Consider the following 20617-nt stretch of genomic DNA (forward strand, 5'->3'; position numbering starts at 1 on the left):
GACGATTTGTTTGGAAAAGGCGGGGGCGGCGCGCATGCGGGCGGCGAACAGCGTGTTTTCAGGGCTGGGCACGACCATCTTCACGGTCATGTCGGCACTCGCGACGGAGCACGGCGCGATCAATCTGGGCCAGGGCTTCCCCGACGACGAGGGGCCGGACGACGTCCGCGCCGCCGCCGCCAAGGCGATCATGGACGGGCCGAACCAGTACCCGCCGATGATGGGGCTCCCGGCGCTCCGCCAGGCCGTCGCCGCCGCCAACAAGCGCTTCTACGGTCTCGATGTCGACTGGCAGACGGAGGTCATGGTCACCTCCGGCGCCACCGAGGCGCTCACCGACTGCCTGATGGCCCTGCTCAATCCGGGTGACGAAGCCATCCTCATCGAACCCGCCTATGACAGCTACAAGCCGATTATCGAGGCGGCAGGCGCAAAGGTCGTCACGGTGGCCCTGCAGCCCCCGCACTGGTCGCTGCCGCTGGAAGAGCTTGCGGCCGCCTTCTCGGACAAGACCAAGCTCATCCTCGTCAACACGCCCATGAACCCCATCGGCAAGGTCTTCACTCGCGCCGAACTCGAAGCCATTGCCGCGCTCGTCATCCGTCACGATGCCTATGCGCTGTGCGACGAGGTCTATGAGCATCTCGTCTTCTCCGGCCACGAGCACATTCCCCTGATGACCTTGCCCGGCATGCGCGAGCGCACGCTCCGCGTCGGTTCCGCCGGCAAGACCTTCTCCCTCACCGGCTGGAAGATCGGCTACGTCACAGGCCCGGTCCATCTGATGGAGACGGTCGGCAAGACCCACCAGTTCGTTACCTTCACCACGCCCCCCGCGCTGCAATCCGCCGTGGCTTATGGCCTCGGCAAGGACGATGCCTATTTCGCAAGCCTCGCCTCGTCGCTCGAGGCGAAGCGCGACCTGTTGGCCAAAGGTCTGAAGGAGGCGGGCTTCGACGTTCTCCCCGCCGACGGCACCTATTTCATCAGCGCCGATTTCCGTCCCCTCGGTTTCAACGGCACCGACGAGGAGTTCTGCCGTGAGATCACGGTGAGGGCGAAGGTCGCCGCAATCCCGCTCTCGTCGTTCTACGCACCGAACGCGCCCCACGCCCCCCGCCATCTCGCCCGCTTCTGCTTCTGCAAGCAGGACGCGATCCTGACGGAAGCAAGTTCGCGGCTTCTTTCATATGCGAAAGGAAGGGGCGCGTTGTGACGCTCGCCGCCCTCCGTCGTCCCGCCGCCTCCGGCAAGGCCGAATGGCTGGTCGTCTTCCTGCACGGCTACGGTTCCGCGGGTGTGGCGCTGATGAGCTTTGCTGATTTCTGGCAAGGCTCCATGCCGAACGTCGCCTTCGTCGCGCCGGATGGGCCGACGCCTGCGAAAGACGGCGGCTTCCAATGGATCGGCAAACGCCCCGGCACCGATCCGCGCCTCTATGACGACGCGGTGGAAGTCGCGCCCGCTCTCCACGCCTTCATCGATGCCGAACTTGCGCGCGAAAATCTCGGGCCGGACCGCCTCGCGCTTGTCGGCTTCAGCCAGGGGACAGTGATGACTCTGCATCTCGGCCTCCGCCGCGCCGTTGCCCCCGCCGCCGTGCTCGGTTACTCCGGCGGCCTCGTCGGTGCCGACAAGCTGAAAAACGAAATCACATCGAAGCCGCCCGTCATGCTCGTGCACGGCGAGCAGGATGCGCTCGCGCCGGTCTATGGCATGATGGCCTCGGTAAAAGCGCTGGCCGAAGCGGGCATCGTCTGTCAGGGCGTGCCGCTCCCGAACCTCGGCCATGAGGTCAATGCCGACGCCCTCATCTACGGCGCACGCTTTCTCCTGTCCGCCTTCGCCTTTCGCGAGCGGCACGGGCTTGCCGACCCTCGCTGACCGGACGATGATCGTCGCTAGGGCGAGGTTCCGTAGAGTCCAGCGACAACGCCCTTGGCGGTTTCGGTGATCAACGCGCCGGCCTGGCTGTAGAATATGCCGTAGCCGCCGGGGTTGGATTCCCGGCGCACTTCATAGCGGCCCACGACTTCTTCGCTCGCGGCGTTGAGAACCTCGACGTCGACGCTGAGCTTGTTGTCGCCGGCAAAAGCACCGGCCAGCGCCCGGGCTCCCGCGTTGACGAGGTCGTAATTGGTGATTGTGATCCGGAGCTTCACCGGCGTTCCGCCACCGCTCGTGGCCGGGGCCGCCTTTCGGACTTCCTGTGCCAGACGCGACGCAACTTCCTCCGGCCCGGTTACCCCCGGCCCGTATGCTGCGGAAACGTCGCTCAGCACAAGATTGCTTCGGACCGACGGCGCTATTTCCTGTGTCGTGTTGATCTTCGTCGAACAGCCGGCAAGCAGAATGACGACCGCGGCGAGTAGAACGAGCTTCTTCATCTTCAGCCCCCCCAAAGGATTGAGGCTGGAGGCTAGCGGGGGATTGTCGGGTCCGCAATGCGAGGAAAGGAAGGAAGCAGCGTGTGAAAAAACTTATCCCCCTGTCTTCCCGCGCCCCATCTTGTTCCATACCGGTTTTCACGAGAGGGGCGCTCCGGAGCGTCCGTGGTGCGAGAACCGGGCGGCGCCTGCGCCGTCGGGGAGGTAACGCACCTCGGCGTCCCGGGGCTCGGATGCAGGTTGAGGTGCGGACACTACGACCCGCTCGGCGGAAGGCTGTCTTCGGACGGACCGGAGGCTGTGGGTGGCGAGGGCGTCGGGCTAAGACGTCGTGCGCGGGGTGTCTTCGGGCGCTCACAAAAATAAAATTGTTGCGGTCGAAGTCACTCTGCGCTCCCTCTCATTTCAACTCCGCGAGCCATGCTCGACGGGGCTCTCGGCGCATCTGCCTGACGCAGCGGCAGGGCGCTCCCCGCGCACTCGCTGGACAGGCCGCCGCCAACGGTTATTCTCTGCGCCAATGGTTAGCATTACGAACTAAAAACGTTTCAGGGAGTTCTTTCATGTCCGACATCAAGCTCGACGACCGCATGCCGGTCCTGGTGGGCTGCGGCCAGCTCGTCCAGAAGGAAAAGGATGTCGAGAAGGCGAAGTCGCCGATGCATCTGATGGAAGATGCCGCCCGCGCCGCCGCCTCGGACGCGGGGCTTGGCGACAAGCTCTGGTCGGTCGTCGACAATGTCACCGTCGTTCGCTTCATCACCGACAGCCCGGACTCGGGCAAGCTCCCCTTCGGCCGCTATCCGAATGCGCCGAAAACGCTTTCCACCATGCTGGGCGCGAACCCGTCGAAAAACTGCTACGGCCCCACCGGCGGCAACACGCCGCAAATGCTGGTGAACCACACCGCCGAACTGATCGCCAATGGCGAAACCGAAGTGGCCCTTGTTGCGGGCTCCGAATGCTTCGGCACCATGATGCGCGCGCTGGGGCAGGGCAAGATGCTTCCCTGGAACGACGATCCGGGTGGCGAGCGCATCGACATCGGCGTCGAAAAGGCCGGCGTGACGGATGTCGAAAAGCGCCACAAGCTGCAATTCCCCGTGAACATCTACCCGATGTTCGAAAACGCCATTCGCGGCGCGGCCGGCCGCAGCGTGAAGGATCACCAGCTCGCCATCGGGAAACTCATGGCCCCCTTCACGGAAGTCGCGGCGAAGCACCCGCAGGCCTGGTTCCCGGTCGCCCGCACCGCCGAGGAAATCGCCACGCCGACCGACGACAACCGCTATGTCGGTTTTCCGTACACGAAGTATATGAACGCCATCATGCAGGTCGACCAGGCCGCCGCCGTGGTGATGATGTCGGTAAGGAAGGCGCGTGAGCTCGGCATACCGCAGTCGAAATGGGTCTTCCTCCACGGCTGCGCCGATGCGAACGATCTCTGGTATCCGACCGAGCGTGTGAACTATCACTCCTCGCCCGCCATCCGAATGATGGGCAAAAAAGCCTTCGCCATGTCCGGCTGGAATATCGGCGAGATCGATTATTTCGACCTCTATTCCTGCTTCCCCTCCGCCGTCCAGATCGGCCGCCAGGAACTCGGTATCGCGGAGGACGACCCGCGTTCGCTCACCGTCACGGGCGGCCTCCCTTATTTCGGCGGCGCCGGCAACAACTACGTCATGCACTCCATCGCCACCATGATGGACAAGCTCCGGGCGAAGCCGGGCTCGAAGGGCCTCTGCACGTCCAACGGCTGGTACGTCACGAAGCATGGTCTCGGCCTCTATTCCACGACCCCGCGCGAGGGCAAATGGGAGCGTGAAAAGCCCGCCCTCTACCAGGCGGAGATCGACGCGGAGAAGCATCCGAGGGTTGAGGAAAAGCCGAACGGCAAGGCGAAGATCGAGACATATACGGTCGTCCATGGCCGTGGTGGGGCGGAGTTCGCCATTGTCTTCGGCCGCCTCGCGGACACCGATGCCCGCTTCGTCGCCCACACGCCCAACGATCCCGCGACCCTCGCGGACATGGTGGGGCGCGACCAACTCGGCCGTTCGGGTACCGTTGCGTCGCCGGCGGACGAAAGTGTTAACATCTTCACGCCAGAGTGAGATTCGGGTGGGGCCGGGCGGAACCGGACCTCTACCCGGAGTGTTCTCATAGACCTGTCGGGGTGGGGTGTCCTTGCCACGCCCGTTTGCCAAAACCGTGGAATTGAAACTGTTCCGTTGACGCGACGGATTCCGTTTCTTAGCGTGAACCGAGGAATACGCTGGAACGGGTCGTCCGCCTGCGGAAAAAATTGGGGTCCGCCTGTGAAAAAAATCGCATCTCTGTCGGGCATTGCCGCCCGCGCAACCATTGTGTCCATGTCTGTTGCTTTTGCTTCGCCGGCATTCGCGGGCATAAATGAAGTCAGGGGCGGCTTCTACGCTCACGATATTGCCGGTCCGGCTCACGAAGACGACGGCCTCGACATCAACGGCGAAATTCTCTTCGACAGTCCTGATTTTCTGTCCTGGGCATTTGCGCCACGTCCGCGCCTCGGCGCCACAATCAACACCAACAGCGACACAAGCTTCGCCTATCTCGATCTCGGCTGGACGATCGACGTCACCGAAGCCTTCTTTGTGGACCTCAGCGTCGGCGGCGCCGTTCACAACGGCGAACTGGACGGGTCCTCCGCGGCGGGCGAAAACAGCTATGGCTGCCGCGCGAACTTCCACGAATCGATATCGCTCGGCTATCGGGTTTCGCCCGCATGGTCGGTCATGCTGACCGCCGAGCATATTTCGAATGCCGGGCTTTGCGATCCGAACGACGGCCTCACGAATGTCGGTGCCCGCCTCGGCTACAGCTTCTGAGCTTTCGCCGCTCCCGGCGCCCATCCTTTCAGGTGGGCGCCGGGAGTGGCGTTCGTTTGGAGGCTACCAGAGCCATGTCTCCGGGTCGGCGATGCTTTTGCCTTCCAACGTCAGCATGAAACCCTTGATCGAGCGGATCAGGTACCAGACCACCGTCGCCAGTCCCAGCAGCCAGCCGATGGCGATGATCATCGTTAGGACGCTGATAAAGCTGAACAGCAGCCCGATCCAGAAAGTGCGTATCTGGAAAGTGTAGTGCGACGCCGCCGGCGCGCTCGCCTCGTTCCGCTTCAGATAGGCGACGATAACGCCGGCAACCGCGGTAATCCCCACCGCCACGCTGATGAAGTAGAGAATATAGACGAGCTTCGGCCCGTCGAATTCGCCGGACGCAGGTGTCACGACGGGCGGTTGTCTGTCGGTCATAGAGGCCTCCTCCTGTGAATCGCCGTAACAAGGCTAATCCCTTGCCCCCGGCCTGGCCAACCGCCTTGCTTTCGCGTCTCCCCTCGCCGACAAACGGAGATCGCAAATTCGCTATGCCGGAGAATATCCATGCCGACCATCTACATGATCCGCCACGGTGAGGCCGCCGCTGGCTGGGACGCGGACACCGATCCCGGCCTGTCCGAAAAAGGCCGCGCACAGGCCGAATCCGTCGCCCGCGAAATCGAGAGCCGGGTGGGGCGCAAGCTGCCCCTTCTTTCCTCGCCGCTCCGCCGCTGCCGGGAAACCGCAATGCCGCTCTCCGCGCTCTGGGAATGCGAGCCGGTGATCGAAACGCGCGTTGCGGAAGTGCCGTCGCCCATCGACAATCTCGCGGAACGGGGCGCCTGGCTCCGCCGCCTCATGGCGGGCACATGGGCGGAAGCGCTGACCCCGGAGAACACGGGCGGAGGCAAGATAGATCTCCTCGGCTGGCGTCAATCGGTGATCGATGCGCTGACCGGCCTCGGCGGCGACACCGTGATCTTCTCCCACTTCATCGCCATCAACGTCGCCGCCGGCGCCGCGCTCGATGACGACCGCCTCATCTCCTTCCGCCCCGACAATTGCTCGGTCACCGTCTTCGAGACCTCGGGCGGAAATCTCAAACTGGTGGAGCACGGCAGGGAAGCGGAAACGAAGGTGAATTAGCCGCCGCTGCAAATCGTCAATTACCCGCCGCAATCGCGTGGCTATAGTGGCCGCCATGATGGCCACTTCCGATTCGTCCGCTCTCCTCACCGTCGCCGAAATGGGCCGCGCCGACGCGCTCACCATCGAACGCGGTACGCCCGGCATTGTCCTTATGGAAAACGCCGGCCGTGCCGTCGCCGAGGCGATTGCCGCGCGCTTCCGGCAGGGCCCGGTCTCCGTCCTGTGCGGTCCCGGCAACAACGGCGGCGACGGCTTCGTCGTCGCGCGCCTCCTTGCAGAGGAGGGCTGGCCGGTATCGCTCTTCCTTCTCGGCGACCGCGACCGTCTGAGAGGCGACGCGGCTGAAGCGGCAGGCCGCTGGCCAGGCGCCGTTCACCCGCTGTCGGCGGATGCGGGCCACGGCGCCTCCCTGATCGTCGACGCGATCTTCGGCGCCGGTCTCTCGAAAGACGTCACGGGCATCGCCGCCGACGCCATCACGCGCATCGCGGAACGGCAAACGCCCGTCGTCGCCATCGACATCCCGACCGGCATCGATGGCGATACCGGGCAGGTGAGAGGCGCCGCTTTCGATGCCGTGCTCACCGTGACTTTCTTCCGCGCCAAACCGGGTCACCTTCTGTTGCCCGGCCGTCTTCATTGCGGCGAGTTGCAGGTGGCCGATATCGGTATCGCACCGGATGTGCTCGAGGAGATCGCCCCGCAAACCTTCATCGACGAACCGCCGCTCTGGTCGGCATCCTTTCCCCGCCCGCGCCTCGACAGCCACAAATATACGCGCGGCCACGCTATCGTCGTCTCCGGCGATGCCTCGCGCACGGGCGCCGCCCGTCTTGCCGCGCGCGGCGCGCTGCGGGCCGGCGCCGGGCTCGTCACGGTCGCCTCGCCGCCATCCGCGCTCCTCGTCAACGCCGCGCACCTGACCTCGGTCATGCTCCAGCCCTTCGACGGTGCCGACGCGCTCACGGCCATCCTCGAGGACAAACGCAAGAACGCGCTCCTCATCGGCCCCGGCGCCGGCGTCGGCGCCCACACGCGCGAGAACGTGCTGGCGGCGCTTCTCTCCGGCGCGGCCATGGTGCTCGACGCCGACGCGCTCACTTCCTTCGCCGAAATCCCGCGCGACCTTTTCGTCGCCATTGCGGGCTACTTCGCCGGCCCCGTCGTCATGACACCCCACGACGGCGAGTTCGCGCACCTCTTCCCCCGGATCGCGGCCGGGGAGGGTGGCAAGCTCGCCCGCGCCCGCGCCGCCGCCGCCGAAGCGTCGGCCGTCATCGTGCTCAAAGGTGCGGACACCGTCATCGCCGCGCCCGACGGCCGCGCCGCCATCGCCATGAACGGCGGCCCGGAACTGGCCACCGCCGGATCGGGGGACGTGCTGGGCGGCATTATCCTCGCCCTGCTGGCCCAGCACATGCTTCCCTTCGAGGCTGCCTGTGCGGGTGTCTGGCTCCACGGCGAGGCCGGTTCCTCCTTCGGTCCCGGTCTGATCTCCGAGGATTTGCCTGAGATGCTGCCCGCCGTTCTGCGGGATCTTCTTCCCGCCCTGTGACGCCCCGGGCGCATCCTTGCGCTTTTACTGGCAATCGCCGGTGCCCCTTGATATAGAGAGCGCCAATTTAGGGAGCGGCCGGCTCGTTTGGGTCTCGCCAGAGCCCTGTTGGCGGGCGTGGCGGAATTGGTAGACGCGCTGGATTTAGGTTCCAGTGCCGCAAGGCGTGGGGGTTCGAGTCCCTCCGCCCGCACCAGCCCGGAAGCTCCGGTAAATAATGGCCGATAAATAACGGATTGAATGATGCAGGTCACGGTAACGAACGCGGACGGTCTGAAGCGCGAATTGAAGGTTCAGGTCCCGGCTCAGGATCTTGAAGCCAAGCTCGGCGCCAAGCTCGACGAGATGAAAAATCAGGTCCGCCTGAAAGGCTTCCGCCCCGGCAAGGTTCCGGTCAGCCATCTCCGCAAGACCTTCGGCAAGCAGGTCATGGGCGACGTCATCCAGGAGACGGTGGGCGAGTCCAGCCAGAAGGCCATTCAGGACGAAGCCCTTCGCCCCGCCTTCCAGCCCTCGATCGATCTCGAAGGCGAGATTCAGGACGTGCTGGACGGCAAGGCCGACCTCACGTTCAAGATGAGCTTCGAGGTCATCCCGTCCTTCGAACTCTCCGACTTTTCAACGGTTTCGCTGGAACGCCTCACCGCTGAAGTAAAGGATGAGGACATCGACGTCGCGCTGAAGCGCCTCGCCGAGAACCAGAAGAATTTCGAACCCCGCGCGGAAGGCGCCAAGGCCGAGAACGGCGACCTGCTGACGATCGACTTCGTCGGCAAGATCGACGGCGAAGCCTTCGAAGGCGGTTCTGCCGAAGACGCCAATCTGGAAATCGGCTCCGGCCGCTTCATTCCGGGCTTCGAGGAGCAGCTTGTCGGCGCCAAGGTCGGCGACGACGTCGAGGTGAAGGTGACCTTCCCGGAGGAATACGGCGCGGCCCATCTCGCCGGCAAGGACGCCGTCTTCGCCGTCAAGGTGAAGGAAGTGAAGGCCCCCGCCGAAGTGAAGCTCGACGACGAGCTCGCCAAGCGCTTCGGCCTCGAAAGCATGGACAAGCTCCGCGAGGCGCTCGGCGAACAGATGAAGGGCGAATATGCCCGCATGTCCCGCATGCACCTGAAGCGCGCCATGCTCGACAAGCTCGACGAACTCCACGACTTCGAATTGCCGCCCACCATGGTCGAGCAGGAGTTCCAGCAGATCTGGCAGCAGTTCGAGCATGAACTGACCCACCAGAACAAGACCGCCGCCGATCTCGACGATCCGGAAGAGGATGTGCGCGCCGAATACCGCAAGATCGCGGAGCGTCGCGTGCGCCTCGGTCTCCTGCTCGCGGAAGTGGGCGAGAAGAACAGCATCACCGTCACCGAGCAGGAACTGAGCCAGGCGCTTGCCGAACGCGCCCGCCAGTTTCCCGGCCAGGAGCGCCAGCTCTATCAGTACTTCCAGCAGAACCCGCAGGCGGTCCAGGAACTGCGCGCGCCGATCTTCGAGGACAAGGTCGTCGACTTCATCGCCGAACTGGCCAAGGTGACCGACAAGGTCGTCAGCCGCGACGAGCTCTTCGCCGACCCGGACGCCGACGAGCACGACCATCATCACCATGATCACGACCACGATCATGACCACGACCATCATGATCACGATCATGGCGACGAGAAGCCGGCGAAGAAGAAGCCGGCCGCCAAGAAGGCAGCGGCGAAGTCGGACGAAGGCGAGAAGAAGCCCGCCGCCAAAAAGCCGGCTGCGAAGAAAAAGAAAGAGGACTGAGCGGCGCCCGTCGCCCCTCGCGAAAAGGCCCGGAGCATGCTCCGGGCCTTTTTGTTTCCGTCCCCCGCCGAATTGCGGCGCGAATGCGGCGGGCACATTAAGAATTCGTTAGCAAAAAAAATCGCCGCGCACCGAAAAACCTGTTGCGCGGACTCATCGATGCCTATATCTCCGCGCATCACAAGACGCACACGCACGTGCCGCTGGCCCTTAGCAGGTTTATGCAACGACGGAAGCGTCCTTTTTGGATCACGCCGGTTTGAAAGCCGGGTCTGAAAAAGGGTGTTTACGATGTTCGCTTCCGAGCAGGGCCGTCGTGCCCGTTCGCGCATCTCCATCAAATCCGCCGCCAAGTCGGTTCCCGCGACCAAACCGGTCGCGCCCGCGAAGGTTGGCACCCGGCGCAAGCCGCGCCTCCGCCTCGTGCCGCAGGCGGCCGAGTTGCCGCTGGATCGCGGCGGCCTGCCGCCCAAGATCGCGCGCTATCTCGCGACCGCCGATCTGCCGTCGCCTTGCCTCGTTGTCGACGTCGACATCGTCGCCCATAACTTCGAGGAGCTGGCCCGCTCGCTCCCCGAGGCGCGCATCTTCTACGCCGTGAAGGCGAACCCGGCCGACGAGATCGTCTCGCGCCTCGCGGGCCTCGGCTCGTCCTTCGACACCGCCAGCATGGGCGAGATCGATCTCTGCCTGTCGCATGGCGTCCCGGCCGACCGCCTCTCCTTCGGCAACACGATCAAGAAGGAGCGCGACATCGCCGAGGCCTATGCCAAGGGCGTCCGCATGTTCGCCTTCGACAGCGCCGCCGAACTCGACAAGATCGCCCGCGTTGCGCCGGCCTCGAAAGTCTATTGCCGTGTGCTGATGGAGTGCGAAGGCGCCGAATGGCCACTCTCGCGCAAGTTCGGCTGCGAGCCCGCCATGGCCGCCGAGCTGCTTCAGCGCGCGCAGGCGCTTGGCCTCGACGCCTACGGCCTCTCGTTCCATGTCGGCTCCCAGCAGACCGACCTCACGCAGTACGACAAGGCGCTCGCGCTCTCGCTGTCGCTCTTCCGCGATCTCGAGGCGCGCGGTGTGAAGCTGCGCATGGTCAACATGGGCGGCGGCTTTCCGTCGCGCTACCGCACCGACGTGCCCTCGATCGCTGCCTATGGCGCGGCGATCCGCGAAGCTCTCTCGCGCCATTTTGGCGACGAGCAGCCGGACGTGATCGTCGAGCCCGGTCGCGGTGTCGTCGGCGATGCCGGTGTCATCCAGGCCGAAGTCGTTCTCGTCTCGGAGAAGGGCGGCGAAGACGCGCGACGATGGGTTTATCTCGATGTCGGCAAGTTCCACGGTCTTGCCGAGACGATGGACGAGGCGATCAAGTACCGCCTCCTGACATCGCGCGACGGCGGCGACACGTCGCCGGTCGTCCTTGCCGGTCCCACCTGCGACAGCGCCGACATTCTCTACGAGAAGACGGACTACCGCATGCCGTCGGCACTCGCCTCCGGCGACAAGGTGTGGATCCTCGCCACGGGTGCCTACACGACGACCTATTCGGCCGTCGCGTTCAACGGCTTCCCGCCGCTGGCAAGCGTCTGCATCTGAGAGCGACGGAAGAGAACCCGTTCACCCGTATACGAGACGGGCAGCCGAACGCGCATGGACGCGGGATCGGCTGACTCCGTCCAATCTGGAAACGTCGATGAAGATCGTTGTCGAGACTGAAACCCACAAACCTGCGGTCGAAAAGCTGGTCGCCGGCGCCTTCGGCCCGGACCGCTTCGCGAAAACCGTCTACCGCCTGCGCGATGGCGTCGAGGCGGATGCCTCCTTGTCGCTCGTCGCCGTGGAAGGCGGCGAGGTCGTCGGCACGCTCCGCTTCTGGCCGGTCGAGATCGATGGGCAGGTCCCGGCGCTCCTCCTGGGGCCATTGGTCGCAGCACCGGCCCTGCAGGGGCGGGGCATCGGCGCCAAGCTGATGCACGAAGGCCTCGCGCGCGCCGCCGCCCAAGGGCACCGCATCGTGGTTCTGGTGGGGGATGAGCCTTATTACCGCCGCTTTGGTTTCACCCGGGCGCTCGCCCGCCGCCTCGAATTGCCGGGCTGGGTCGATCCCGCCCGCTTCCTGGCTCGGGAACTCGCCTCCGGCGCGCTGTCGGGCGTAACCGGACTGATCGGACGTCCCGCCGGGTCTACGGAGCGGAACGTCGGCAAGGCTGCCTGACGTTGCGGCAAAAGCCCCCGCGGAGAGAGGGGGCGAAATCTGGCGTGCCTGACCTTATATTGCTCTTGCGCTAGAGTTCTGAACCGTCCATTTACCGAATCGAACTATCCCTGTTCCATGCGGTTTCGTGGGACGGGAGGCATACCGCGCGCCGGGCTTGGCGCAGGTGCTTCCCGGGCCGTGATCCAGGGAACCGGGCTGACGCTCAGGAGAGACAATGAAAGACCCCATCGAAACCTATATGAACCTCGTACCGATGGTGGTCGAGCAGACCAACCGTGGCGAGCGGGCATACGATATTTTTTCGCGCCTGCTGAAGGAGCACATCATTTTCGTCGCCGGCCCCGTCGAAGACGGAATGGCGATGCTCGTCACCGCGCAGCTTCTTTTCCTCGAAGCGGAAAATCCGAAGAAGGAAATCTCGATGTATATCAACTCGCCGGGTGGCGTGGTGACGTCGGGCCTCGCGATCTACGATACGATGCAGCACATCCGTCCCCCCGTCTCCACGGTCTGCATGGGCCAGGCGGCTTCCATGGGATCTCTCCTTCTGGCGGCCGGGGAAAAGGGCATGCGCTTCGCGCTTCCCAATGCGCGGATTATGGTCCATCAGCCGTCGGGCGGTTTTCAAGGGCAGGCGAGCGACATCGAAATTCACGCTCGCGAAACGATCGCGATTCGGGAACGACTCAATAACATCTATTGCAAACACACCGGCCAGACCCTGAAAGCTGTCGAAGATGCTCTGGAGCGTGACAACTTCATGAGCCCGGAACGTGCCCTGGAATTCGGCATCATCGATCACGTCGGAGTAGAGCGTCCGCCGTTGACCGGAGCGGAAGGCGCCAAAAAAGGCTGAAATAGAGCCTCTTTGCCGGGCCGGCGCGCCCGTTTGCGCCGAAGAGAGCGGCATATGCTCAAGAATCAGGCCCGGATTTCATCGCTTATAGGCGGTGAAACGGACGTGACGTGCAGTTGCGAGGGGTAATGAAATGTTGATCCCTCGCCGAATAACATGCTCGTATGTCGAGAAGGTGACCGGTTGAGGCATCCATTTTGCCCCTTCAAACGTAAAGGGAATATGGGTCATCTTGATCCGCCACCGCAAGGCGGGCACGGTTGGTGCATAGGTTTGGCTGAATGCATCTTTACCGGCCTGTGGGTTACTAAGGAGTTCTTATGAGCAAGGTGAGCGGCGGCGACTCCAAGAACACGCTCTACTGTTCCTTTTGCGGCAAAAGCCAGCATGAGGTCCGGAAGCTGATCGCGGGACCGACCGTCTTTATCTGTGACGAGTGCGTTGAACTCTGCATGGACATCATCCGCGAGGAAAATAAAAGCTCGCTGGTGAAGTCGCGTGACGGCGTTCCCGCGCCGCAGGAAATTTGCAGTGTGCTCGACGATTACGTGATCGGACAGATGCACGCCAAGCGCGTGCTCTCGGTCGCTGTGCACAACCACTACAAGCGCCTCAATCACGCAGCCAAAAACAACGACGTCGAACTCGCGAAGTCGAACATCCTGCTGATCGGTCCGACCGGTTGCGGCAAGACGCTGCTCGCGCAGACGCTCGCCCGTATTCTCGACGTACCCTTCACGATGGCCGATGCGACGACGCTCACCGAAGCGGGCTATGTCGGCGAGGATGTCGAGAACATCATCCTGAAGCTGCTGCAGTCGGCGGACTATAACGTCGAGCGTGCGCAGCGTGGCATCGTCTATATCGACGAGGTCGACAAGATCAGCCGCAAGTCCGACAATCCCTCCATCACGCGCGATGTGTCGGGCGAGGGCGTTCAGCAGGCGCTGCTGAAGATCATGGAAGGCACCATTGCCTCCGTGCCGCCGCAGGGCGGCCGCAAGCATCCGCAGCAGGAATTCCTGCAAGTGGACACGACGAACATCCTGTTCATCTGTGGCGGCGCGTTCGCGGGTCTGGAAAAGATCATCGGACAGCGCGGCAAGGGTGCCGGCATCGGCTTCAGCGCCAAGGTTCAGTCGGTCGAAGACCGCCGCACCGGCGACATCCTGAAGGACCTGGAGCCGGAAGACCTGCTGAAGTTCGGTCTGATCCCGGAATTCGTCGGTCGTATGCCGGTTCTGGCCACGCTGGAGGACCTCGACGAGGAAGCCCTCGTGACCATCCTGACCCAGCCGAAGAACGCGCTGGTGAAGCAGTACGAGCGTCTGTTCGAGATGGAGAACGTAAGGCTCACCTTCTCGGAAGAAGCGCTCCGCGCCGTTGCGCGCAGGGCGATCGAGCGCAAGACCGGCGCCCGTGGCCTTCGGTCGATCCTCGAGTCGATCCTCCTCGACACGATGTTCGAGCTCCCGACGCTTGAGGGCGTCGAGGAAGTCGTCATCAGCGCCGAAGTGGTCGATGGCAAGGCCCGCCCGCTCTACATCTACGCGGAACGCCAGGGCGACGTCGGGACCGGCGCCTGAGACAAAACGCGCAAAATCGGCGTTTTCCGAAAATCGAAGGTGGCCTTGAAAGCATGAGCTTTCGGGGCCATTTTCATTTCAACCAGTAGGCCCGCCAGCGCTGCGAGCTTGCCGAGGCCACAAGGGCTCCGGTGGACTTTCGTCCAAAACCGTCCGAAATCCGGGCGGCATGCCCGAATCCCGTTATTCTGAACGGACGGCCGGCAACTCAGCATTCATTCAGAATCGAATGCTAGGCTTGAGCATCGCTGCGGGCGGCAGAGAACTAGTGAAAGCAGGTGTGCGACCATGACAGAAAAAGACGAAGGCAAGCAGGCTCCGGCCGGCGGCTCCGGCAAGGAAGGCGTACTCGTTCTTCCCGTGCTTCCGCTGCGCGACATCGTGGTCTTCCCGCATATGATCGTGCCGCTCTTTGTCGGTCGCGAGAAGTCCGTGCGCGCGCTTGAAAACGTGATGCAGGACGACAAGCAGATTTTGCTCGTCGCCCAGAAGAATGCCGCCGACGACAATCCGGCCACGGACGATATCTATGAAATCGGTGCCGTCGGTTCCGTCCTCCAGTTGCTGAAGCTGCCGGACAACACCGTGAAGGTGCTGGTCGAAGGCGTTCGGCGCGCCCGCGTGAAGCGCTACACGGGCAACGAGGAGTTCTTCGAAGCCGAAGTGGAACTCATCGACGAGACCGATGCCGACGACGAGCAGCTCGAAGGCCTGTCGCGGTCCGTCGTGTCGCAGTTCGAAGGCTATGTGAAACTCAACAAGAAGGTGCCGCCGGAAGTGCTCGGCTCAATCGGCCAGATCGAAGACCCGGCCAAGCTCGCGGACACCGTCGCCAGCCACATCAACATCAAGATTCCCGAGAAGCAGGAACTTCTCGAGATGTCTTCGGTCGCGGAGCGGCTGGAGCGCGTCTACTCGCTCATGGAAGGCGAAATCAGCGTCCTCCAGGTCGAGAAGCGCATCCGTAGCCGCGTGAAGCGCCAGATGGAGAAGACGCAGCGCGAGTACTATCTGAACGAGCAGATGAAGGCCATTCAGAAGGAACTCGGCGACGGCGAGGACGGCAAGGACGAGATGCGCGAACTCGAAGAGCGCATCCAGAAGACCAAGCTCTCCAAGGAAGCCCACGAAAAGGCCATGGCGGAGCTGAAGAAGCTCAAGCAGATGAGCCCGATGTCGGCCGAAGCCACCGTCGTGCGCAACTATCTCGACTGGCTGCTGTCGGTTCCGTGGAAGAAGCGGAGCCGCGTGAAGAAGGATTTGCTTGGCGCGCAACAGATCCTCGACGCCGATCATTACGGCCTCGACAAGGTCAAGGAACGCATCGTCGAATATCTCGCCGTGCAGAGCCGGTCGAACAAGCTGAAGGGTCCGATCCTGTGCCTCGTCGGACCGCCCGGCGTGGGCAAGACCTCGCTCGGCAAGTCGATCGCGCGTGCGACCGGCCGCGACTTCGTGCGTATGTCGCTCGGCGGCGTTCGCGACGAGGCGGAAATCCGTGGTCACCGCCGCACCTATATCGGCTCGATGCCCGGCAAGGTCATCCAGTCGATGAAGAAGGTGAAGCACACCAATCCGCTCTTCCTGCTCGACGAGATCGACAAGATGGGTTCGGATTTCCGCGGCGATCCGTCGTCGGCGCTTCTCGAAGTGCTCGACCCGGAGCAGAACGGCTCGTTCGCCGATCACTATCTCGAGGTCGACTATGACCTCTCCGACGTCATGTTCGTGACGACGGCGAACACGCTCAACATCCCCGAACCGCTGATGGACCGGATGGAAATCATCCGCATCGCCGGTTACACCGAGGATGAGAAGGTCGAGATCGCTCGCCGCCATCTGATCCAGAAGGCGGTCGAAGGTCACGGTCTGCGCAAGGGCGAATGGGCGATAGATGACGAGGCGCTTCGCCAGTTGATCCGCGTCTACACCCGGGAAGCCGGCGTCCGCAATCTCGAGCGCGAGCTGAACAATCTCGCCCGCAAGGCGGTGAAGGAAATCCTCACCACGCCGGGCAAGAAGTCGATCAAGCTCACGATGGAGAACATCGCGGACTATGCCGGCGTGCCGAAGTACCGCTACGGCGAAGCCGAGGGCGAGGATCAGGTCGGTATCGTCACCGGCTTGGCATGGACGGAAGTCGGCGGCGAGTTGCTCACCATCGAAGGCGTCATGATGCCCGGCAAGGGCCGCATGACCGTCACGGGCAACCTGCGCGATGTGATGAAGGAGTCGATCTCGGCGGCGAGTTCTTTCGTCCGCTCGCGGGCGACCCGCTTCGGCATCGAGCCGCCGCTCTTCGACCGCCGGGACATCCACGTCCACGTGCCCGAAGGTGCGACGCCCAAGGACGGCCCGTCGGCCGGTGTGGCCATGACGGTCGCCATCGTCTCGGTGATGACTGGCATCCCCGTCCGCAAGGATGTCGCCATGACCGGCGAGATGACGCTGCGGGGCAGGGTGCTGCCCATCGGCGGCCTGAAGGAGAAGCTCCTGGCGGCTCTGCGCGGCGGCATCAAGACGGTGCTGATCCCGCAGGACAACGCCAAGGATCTGGCCGACATTCCGGACAACGTGAAAAACAGTCTGGAGATCGTGCCGGTCACGACCCTCGACGAGGCGATCAGGCATGCCCTGACCCGGACGCCGGAGCCCATCGAATGGGACGAGGAGGCATGGCTCGCGGAGCAGGCGGCGGCCGGTAAGCGGCCATCCGACGCGCCGGAGCAGGTTATGGCGCATTAAAACCGCCTTTTTGGACGGAAAATGCAGAAACGGGAGCCATTGGCTCCCGTTTTTTGCATGTGCGAAACGTCAATTTTCCGCAGAAATCCTTTGTTTTTGCTTTGACCCCCTTCTTGGCGGGCAGGTAGACTCCAAGGCCTTAGGGGAATCCTCTCGATTCCCGTAATCGCATCTAGAGGGGCCTCACGTGAACAAGAACGATCTAATTGCAGAAGTGGCGGACCGGAGCGGTCTATCGAAGGCCGATGCGACGAAAGCCGTCGACTATGTGTTCGACATCATCACGGACTCGCTGAAAAAGGGCGAAGAGGTCCGGCTCGTGGGCTTCGGCACATTCAACGTGTCGAACCGCGCCGCCACAGAGGGCCGCAACCCGCGTACCGGCGAGACCATCCAGATTCCCGCCTCCAAGCAGCCCAAGTTCAAGGCTGGCAAAGGCCTGAAGGACGCTGTGAACAGCTGATCCGCGCCGGATTTTTCTGAAGGGCCGGCCGCCGGAAAGGTGAGCCGGCCTTTTTCTTTGCGGAAACCGCCTCAGCGGGCCGCCTCGTTCTCGGCCTCGCTCGCCTCTTCGGCCGGCGGCTCGTCGGATGCCCGTGGGTCGAGTTCGGTCGGCAGCGGCTGCACCTGCGGAAAGGGCACAGCCACGAAATCGCTCCGCTGCTCCCCCGTCAGCGCGGGAGCCGAGGCGATACGGTAGGCGGTATAGGCCGCGAAGAGCAGGTGCACCGCCGCCGTCACCACGAAAATGGACGCGATGCCGAAGGTGGAGACGCCGATCGAGGCCGCCGTCGGACCGATGATCGAACCGACGGAAAAGACGATGAGCAGCCCGCCCGAAATGGCGACGAAGCTCTCGCTCTGCCCGTGATCGTTCATGTGAGCCACACAGACCGAATAGAGCGTGAGGCCGAACACGCCGAACAGGAAGCCCGCCAGCATCACCGCCGTCACGCTGCCGCTCCCGCCGGCCAGCACCAGCGCAATTTCACCGAGCGCCGCGCCGATGCTGACGACCACGATCACGCGCCGCCGGTCCATACGGTCCGACAGCCGTCCGATTGGCCATTGCGCCGCCGCGCCGCCGATAATGGCCGCCGCCATGAAGAGCGAAATCCCGCCCGTGTCGAGGCCGCTCTCGCTCGCATAGAGCGGTGCCAGCGTCCAGAAGGGGGCATTGGTGACACCGACGATGAAGGACCCCGCCAGGCCCACCGGCGACAGCGCATAGAGCTTCCATATGTCGATGCGCGTGCTCTGGATCGGCATCGGCTGCACCGAGGTTGTAAGGGCGATGGGCACCAAGGCCAGCGATGTCAGGATCGAGCAGACGGCGAAGAGGGCAAAGCCGCCCGGGTCTGCCGCATTGAGCATGAACTGCCCGACCGTCAGCGCCGACAGGTTCACGATCACATAGGTAGAGAAGAACCGGCCGCGCGTCTCATTGGTCGACTGTTCGTTCAACCAGCTCTCGATCACCATGTAGAGCCCCGCGAAGCAGAAGCCCGTCAGGATGCGCATGAGGCCCCAGATGAAGGGATCGGACGAGAGCGCGTGAATGAGCGGCGCGGCGGAGGCGAGTCCGCAGAAGGTCGCGAAGCTTCTGATATGGCCCGCCCGCTGCACCACATGCGGCGTCGCGAGGCAGCCGACCAGGAAACCGGCGAAATAGACGCTGCCGATCACGCCGACCGTGGTCGTGGCGAAACCGTCGAGACCGGCGCGAATCGGAATGAGCGTGCCCAGCAGGCCGTTGCCCACGAGCAGAATCGCCGTCGCCAGCAGCAGGGAAAAAACGGGTGCAAGGGTGCGGGGCAACGAAACACCCGATCATCGTGAGAGCTTGAGGTAGTACCCAAGATCGCGGGTTTGAGAAGGGATTGCAATGGCCCGATTTGGGTTCCGATTGCAATCGCGAGGCCCATCCGATAGGAGTTTCGCCGGATTGAACGCTGAATATGCAGCGGGCGGTTAGCTCAGTTGGTAGAGCATCTCGTTTACACCGAGAGGGTCGGCGGTTCGAGCCCGTCACCGCCCACCAGATATACAATCCCTCGCGCTGCTCCGCCTGCAGCGATGCGCCTTGACAGCGCGGGTACCTTGGCTTACGAGACGCCCACCTTTCAGGCGGTTTCACCGTCGGCAAGGGGGTGTAGCTCAGTTGGTTAGAGCGCCGGCCTGTCACGCCGGAGGCCGCGGGTTCGAGTCCCGTCACTCCCGCCATCGTTTCCATATCACCGGGTCCGGCAATGGTCATGCACCCGCTCTGCGGGCCATGGCGCACGTCGTGTGGGGAGCGGCGCAAGGGCAGATAAAACAACGGCTTTTTGCTTCGGCAAATCGTTAGCCGCCCTTTGATTCTGCAATTGCGAGGGCTATACTGCGCGCCGAATTGGGCGGTCGGTTATGGATGATTTCTCGTCCGGTCCGCGTGCTCGCGCGGACAATTAGGCAGCCCCGGCCGGTGCGTCACGCATCGGTACCTTGTGAGGACAATTCGGATGGAAGACCTGCTGCTCGAGTACCTGCCCATACTGATCTTTATGGGCCTGTCGCTCGTGGTGGGCCTTGCTCTGCTGATCGCGCCCTTCGTGATCGCGCCGAGCAAACCCGATCCCGAAAAGCTCGCCGCCTACGAATGCGGTTTCGATGCCTTCGACGATGCGCGCATGAAGTTCGACGTGAAATATTATCTCGTCGCCATTCTCTTCATCATCTTCGACCTCGAAGTCGCGTTCCTCTTTCCCTGGGCGGTCTCGCTCGGCGATGTCGGCGTCTTCGGTTTCTGGTCGATGATCGTCTTCCTCGGCGTGCTGACGATCGGTTTCACCTATGAGTGGCGGAAGGGTGCCCTGGAATGGGAGTGACGAACCCCGACAAGATAATCTCGAACACGCCCGGCGTGGTCGATCCGGCAACATCCGTTCCCGGCTGGCAGGACGACGCCTTCTTCCGTCAGGCGACCGATCAGCTTGCCGACAAGGGATTCGTGCTGACCACGGTCGACGATCTCATCAACTGGTCGCGCACCGGTTCGCTGATGTGGATGACCTTCGGTCTCGCCTGTTGCGCGGTCGAGATGATGCAGACCTCGATGCCGCGCTACGACGCCGAACGCTTCGGTGTCGCGCCCCGCGCCAGCCCGCGGCAGTCCGACGTGATGATCGTCGCTGGCACGCTGACCAACAAGATGGCGCCGGCGCTCCGCAAGGTCTATGACCAGATGCCCGAACCGCGCTATGTGATCTCCATGGGGTCCTGCGCGAATGGCGGCGGCTATTATCACTATTCCTATTCCGTGGTGCGTGGCTGCGACCGGATCGTTCCGGTCGACATCTATGTGCCCGGATGTCCCCCCACCGCCGAGGCCCTGCTTTACGGCATCCTCGCGCTCCAGAAGAAGATCCGTCGGACGGGTACGCTCGACCGCTGATTTCAATGACAGGGGCGGGTAGCTTCCGGTAGGGAAGCGCGCGCCGCTCCGAGTTTCGAGACC

18 protein-coding genes and 3 tRNA genes are annotated in these 20617 nt (G+C 63.3%); 18 read left to right on the top strand and 3 right to left on the bottom strand.

The features are described 5' to 3' along the window. The first annotated feature begins 34 nt into the window (after positions 1–34). Together Q8S60_RS03885 and Q8S60_RS03890 are read left to right on the top strand one after the other, a co-directional pair. Positions 35–1216: an aminotransferase gene (locus tag Q8S60_RS03885; RefSeq protein WP_305277607.1), complete on the top strand. Its 1182-nt coding sequence runs from the start codon at positions 35–37 to the stop codon at positions 1214–1216. Next, complete coding sequence (locus Q8S60_RS03890) at positions 1213–1884, top strand: alpha/beta hydrolase (RefSeq protein WP_305277608.1); 672 nt, start codon at positions 1213–1215, stop codon at positions 1882–1884. Before Q8S60_RS03885 ends, Q8S60_RS03890 begins: the two co-directional genes overlap by 4 nt. A 17-nt stretch (positions 1885–1901) precedes the next feature. On the opposite strand, the gene Q8S60_RS03895 is transcribed toward Q8S60_RS03890, so the two are convergent. Continuing rightward, positions 1902–2387, bottom strand: coding sequence for a DUF4410 domain-containing protein (locus Q8S60_RS03895; protein ID WP_305277609.1), 486 nt, complete (start codon positions 2385–2387; stop codon positions 1902–1904). A 563-nt stretch (positions 2388–2950) separates the two neighbouring features. On the opposite strand from Q8S60_RS03895, the gene Q8S60_RS03900 reads away from it, so the two are divergent. Together Q8S60_RS03900 and Q8S60_RS03905 are read left to right on the top strand one after the other, a co-directional pair. Further along, entirely contained in the window at positions 2951–4504 is a 1554-nt protein-coding gene (locus Q8S60_RS03900) for an acetyl-CoA acetyltransferase (protein ID WP_305277610.1), read from the top strand. Positions 4505–4762: 258 nt separating this feature from the next. Beyond that, the gene (locus tag Q8S60_RS03905; protein WP_305277611.1) at positions 4763–5257 is read left to right on the top strand and encodes an acyloxyacyl hydrolase; all 495 of its coding nucleotides are present in this window, start codon (positions 4763–4765) and stop codon (positions 5255–5257) included. Positions 5258–5320: 63 nt separating this feature from the next. On the opposite strand, the gene Q8S60_RS03910 is transcribed toward Q8S60_RS03905, so the two are convergent. Continuing rightward, positions 5321–5683, bottom strand: a complete 363-nt coding sequence (locus Q8S60_RS03910) for a hypothetical protein (RefSeq protein WP_305277612.1) — start codon at positions 5681–5683, stop codon at positions 5321–5323. A 129-nt stretch (positions 5684–5812) separates the two neighbouring features. Here Q8S60_RS03910 and Q8S60_RS03915 point away from each other — a divergent pair, with 129 nt between their 5' ends. The 10 genes from Q8S60_RS03915 (at position 5813) to Q8S60_RS03960 (ending at position 17584) form a co-directional block, all read left to right on the top strand. Continuing rightward, on the top strand, positions 5813–6394 hold the full coding sequence (locus tag Q8S60_RS03915; protein WP_305277613.1) for a histidine phosphatase family protein: 582 nt from the start codon (positions 5813–5815) through the stop codon (positions 6392–6394). 55 nt (positions 6395–6449) lie between these two features. Next, entirely contained in the window at positions 6450–7952 is a 1503-nt protein-coding gene (locus Q8S60_RS03920) for an NAD(P)H-hydrate dehydratase (RefSeq protein ID WP_305277614.1), read from the top strand. Between the two features lie 111 nt (positions 7953–8063). Continuing rightward, a tRNA-Leu gene (locus Q8S60_RS03925) sits at positions 8064–8148 on the top strand. A gap of 47 nt (positions 8149–8195) precedes the next feature. After that, positions 8196–9719, top strand: coding sequence for a trigger factor (tig, locus tag Q8S60_RS03930; RefSeq protein WP_305277615.1), 1524 nt, complete (start codon positions 8196–8198; stop codon positions 9717–9719). A gap of 291 nt (positions 9720–10010) precedes the next feature. Beyond that, positions 10011–11312, top strand: coding sequence for a type III PLP-dependent enzyme (locus Q8S60_RS03935; RefSeq protein WP_305277616.1), 1302 nt, complete (start codon positions 10011–10013; stop codon positions 11310–11312). A 97-nt stretch (positions 11313–11409) separates the two neighbouring features. Further along, positions 11410–11931: a GNAT family N-acetyltransferase gene (locus Q8S60_RS03940; protein WP_305277617.1), complete on the top strand. Its 522-nt coding sequence runs from the start codon at positions 11410–11412 to the stop codon at positions 11929–11931. A gap of 217 nt (positions 11932–12148) precedes the next feature. Next, positions 12149–12790 (top strand): ATP-dependent Clp protease proteolytic subunit, encoded by a 642-nt coding sequence (locus tag Q8S60_RS03945; protein ID WP_305277618.1) that lies wholly within the window; start codon positions 12149–12151, stop codon positions 12788–12790. A gap of 320 nt (positions 12791–13110) precedes the next feature. Further along, positions 13111–14376: an ATP-dependent Clp protease ATP-binding subunit ClpX gene (gene clpX, locus Q8S60_RS03950; RefSeq protein WP_305277619.1), complete on the top strand. Its 1266-nt coding sequence runs from the start codon at positions 13111–13113 to the stop codon at positions 14374–14376. Between the two features lie 288 nt (positions 14377–14664). Beyond that, entirely contained in the window at positions 14665–17121 is a 2457-nt protein-coding gene (gene lon / locus Q8S60_RS03955) for an endopeptidase La (RefSeq protein ID WP_305277620.1), read from the top strand. 187 nt (positions 17122–17308) lie between these two features. After that, positions 17309–17584, top strand: a complete 276-nt coding sequence (locus Q8S60_RS03960) for an HU family DNA-binding protein (RefSeq protein ID WP_012112162.1) — start codon at positions 17309–17311, stop codon at positions 17582–17584. A 71-nt stretch (positions 17585–17655) separates the two neighbouring features. Here Q8S60_RS03960 and Q8S60_RS03965 read toward each other — a convergent pair whose 3' ends face one another. After that, on the bottom strand, positions 17656–18939 hold the full coding sequence (locus Q8S60_RS03965) for an MFS transporter (protein WP_305277621.1): 1284 nt from the start codon (positions 18937–18939) through the stop codon (positions 17656–17658). Positions 18940–19086: 147 nt separating this feature from the next. On the opposite strand from Q8S60_RS03965, the gene Q8S60_RS03970 reads away from it, so the two are divergent. The 4 genes from Q8S60_RS03970 (at position 19087) to Q8S60_RS03985 (ending at position 20554) form a co-directional block, all read left to right on the top strand. Beyond that, positions 19087–19162: transfer RNA gene (locus Q8S60_RS03970), tRNA-Val, on the top strand. A gap of 105 nt (positions 19163–19267) precedes the next feature. Further along, positions 19268–19344: transfer RNA gene (locus Q8S60_RS03975), tRNA-Asp, on the top strand. 278 nt (positions 19345–19622) lie between these two features. Beyond that, on the top strand, positions 19623–19988 hold the full coding sequence (locus Q8S60_RS03980) for an NADH-quinone oxidoreductase subunit A (protein ID WP_305277622.1): 366 nt from the start codon (positions 19623–19625) through the stop codon (positions 19986–19988). Beyond that, on the top strand, positions 19979–20554 hold the full coding sequence (locus Q8S60_RS03985) for an NADH-quinone oxidoreductase subunit B family protein (protein ID WP_305277623.1): 576 nt from the start codon (positions 19979–19981) through the stop codon (positions 20552–20554). Before Q8S60_RS03980 ends, Q8S60_RS03985 begins: the two co-directional genes overlap by 10 nt. The last annotated feature ends 63 nt before the right edge of the window (positions 20555–20617 follow it).

It is taken from the genome of Parvibaculum sp. (assembly GCF_030694575.1).
Classification (GTDB): Bacteria; Pseudomonadota; Alphaproteobacteria; order Parvibaculales; family Parvibaculaceae; genus Parvibaculum.

Coding starts and splice junctions, on each gene's coding strand:
- Q8S60_RS03885 (WP_305277607.1), top strand. CDS start 35: ATGCGGGCGGCGAACAGCGTGTTTTCAGGGCTGGGCACGACCATCTTC.
- Q8S60_RS03895 (WP_305277609.1), bottom strand. CDS start 2,387: ATGAAGAAGCTCGTTCTACTCGCCGCGGTCGTCATTCTGCTTGCCGGC.
- Q8S60_RS03900 (WP_305277610.1), top strand. CDS start 2,951: ATGTCCGACATCAAGCTCGACGACCGCATGCCGGTCCTGGTGGGCTGC.
- Q8S60_RS03905 (WP_305277611.1), top strand. CDS start 4,763: ATGTCTGTTGCTTTTGCTTCGCCGGCATTCGCGGGCATAAATGAAGTC.
- Q8S60_RS03910 (WP_305277612.1), bottom strand. CDS start 5,683: ATGACCGACAGACAACCGCCCGTCGTGACACCTGCGTCCGGCGAATTC.
- Q8S60_RS03915 (WP_305277613.1), top strand. CDS start 5,813: ATGCCGACCATCTACATGATCCGCCACGGTGAGGCCGCCGCTGGCTGG.
- Q8S60_RS03920 (WP_305277614.1), top strand. CDS start 6,450: ATGATGGCCACTTCCGATTCGTCCGCTCTCCTCACCGTCGCCGAAATG.
- tig (WP_305277615.1), top strand. CDS start 8,196: ATGCAGGTCACGGTAACGAACGCGGACGGTCTGAAGCGCGAATTGAAG.
- Q8S60_RS03935 (WP_305277616.1), top strand. CDS start 10,011: ATGTTCGCTTCCGAGCAGGGCCGTCGTGCCCGTTCGCGCATCTCCATC.
- Q8S60_RS03940 (WP_305277617.1), top strand. CDS start 11,410: ATGAAGATCGTTGTCGAGACTGAAACCCACAAACCTGCGGTCGAAAAG.
- Q8S60_RS03945 (WP_305277618.1), top strand. CDS start 12,149: ATGAAAGACCCCATCGAAACCTATATGAACCTCGTACCGATGGTGGTC.
- clpX (WP_305277619.1), top strand. CDS start 13,111: ATGAGCAAGGTGAGCGGCGGCGACTCCAAGAACACGCTCTACTGTTCC.
- lon (WP_305277620.1), top strand. CDS start 14,665: ATGACAGAAAAAGACGAAGGCAAGCAGGCTCCGGCCGGCGGCTCCGGC.
- Q8S60_RS03980 (WP_305277622.1), top strand. CDS start 19,623: ATGGAAGACCTGCTGCTCGAGTACCTGCCCATACTGATCTTTATGGGC.
- Q8S60_RS03985 (WP_305277623.1), top strand. CDS start 19,979: ATGGGAGTGACGAACCCCGACAAGATAATCTCGAACACGCCCGGCGTG.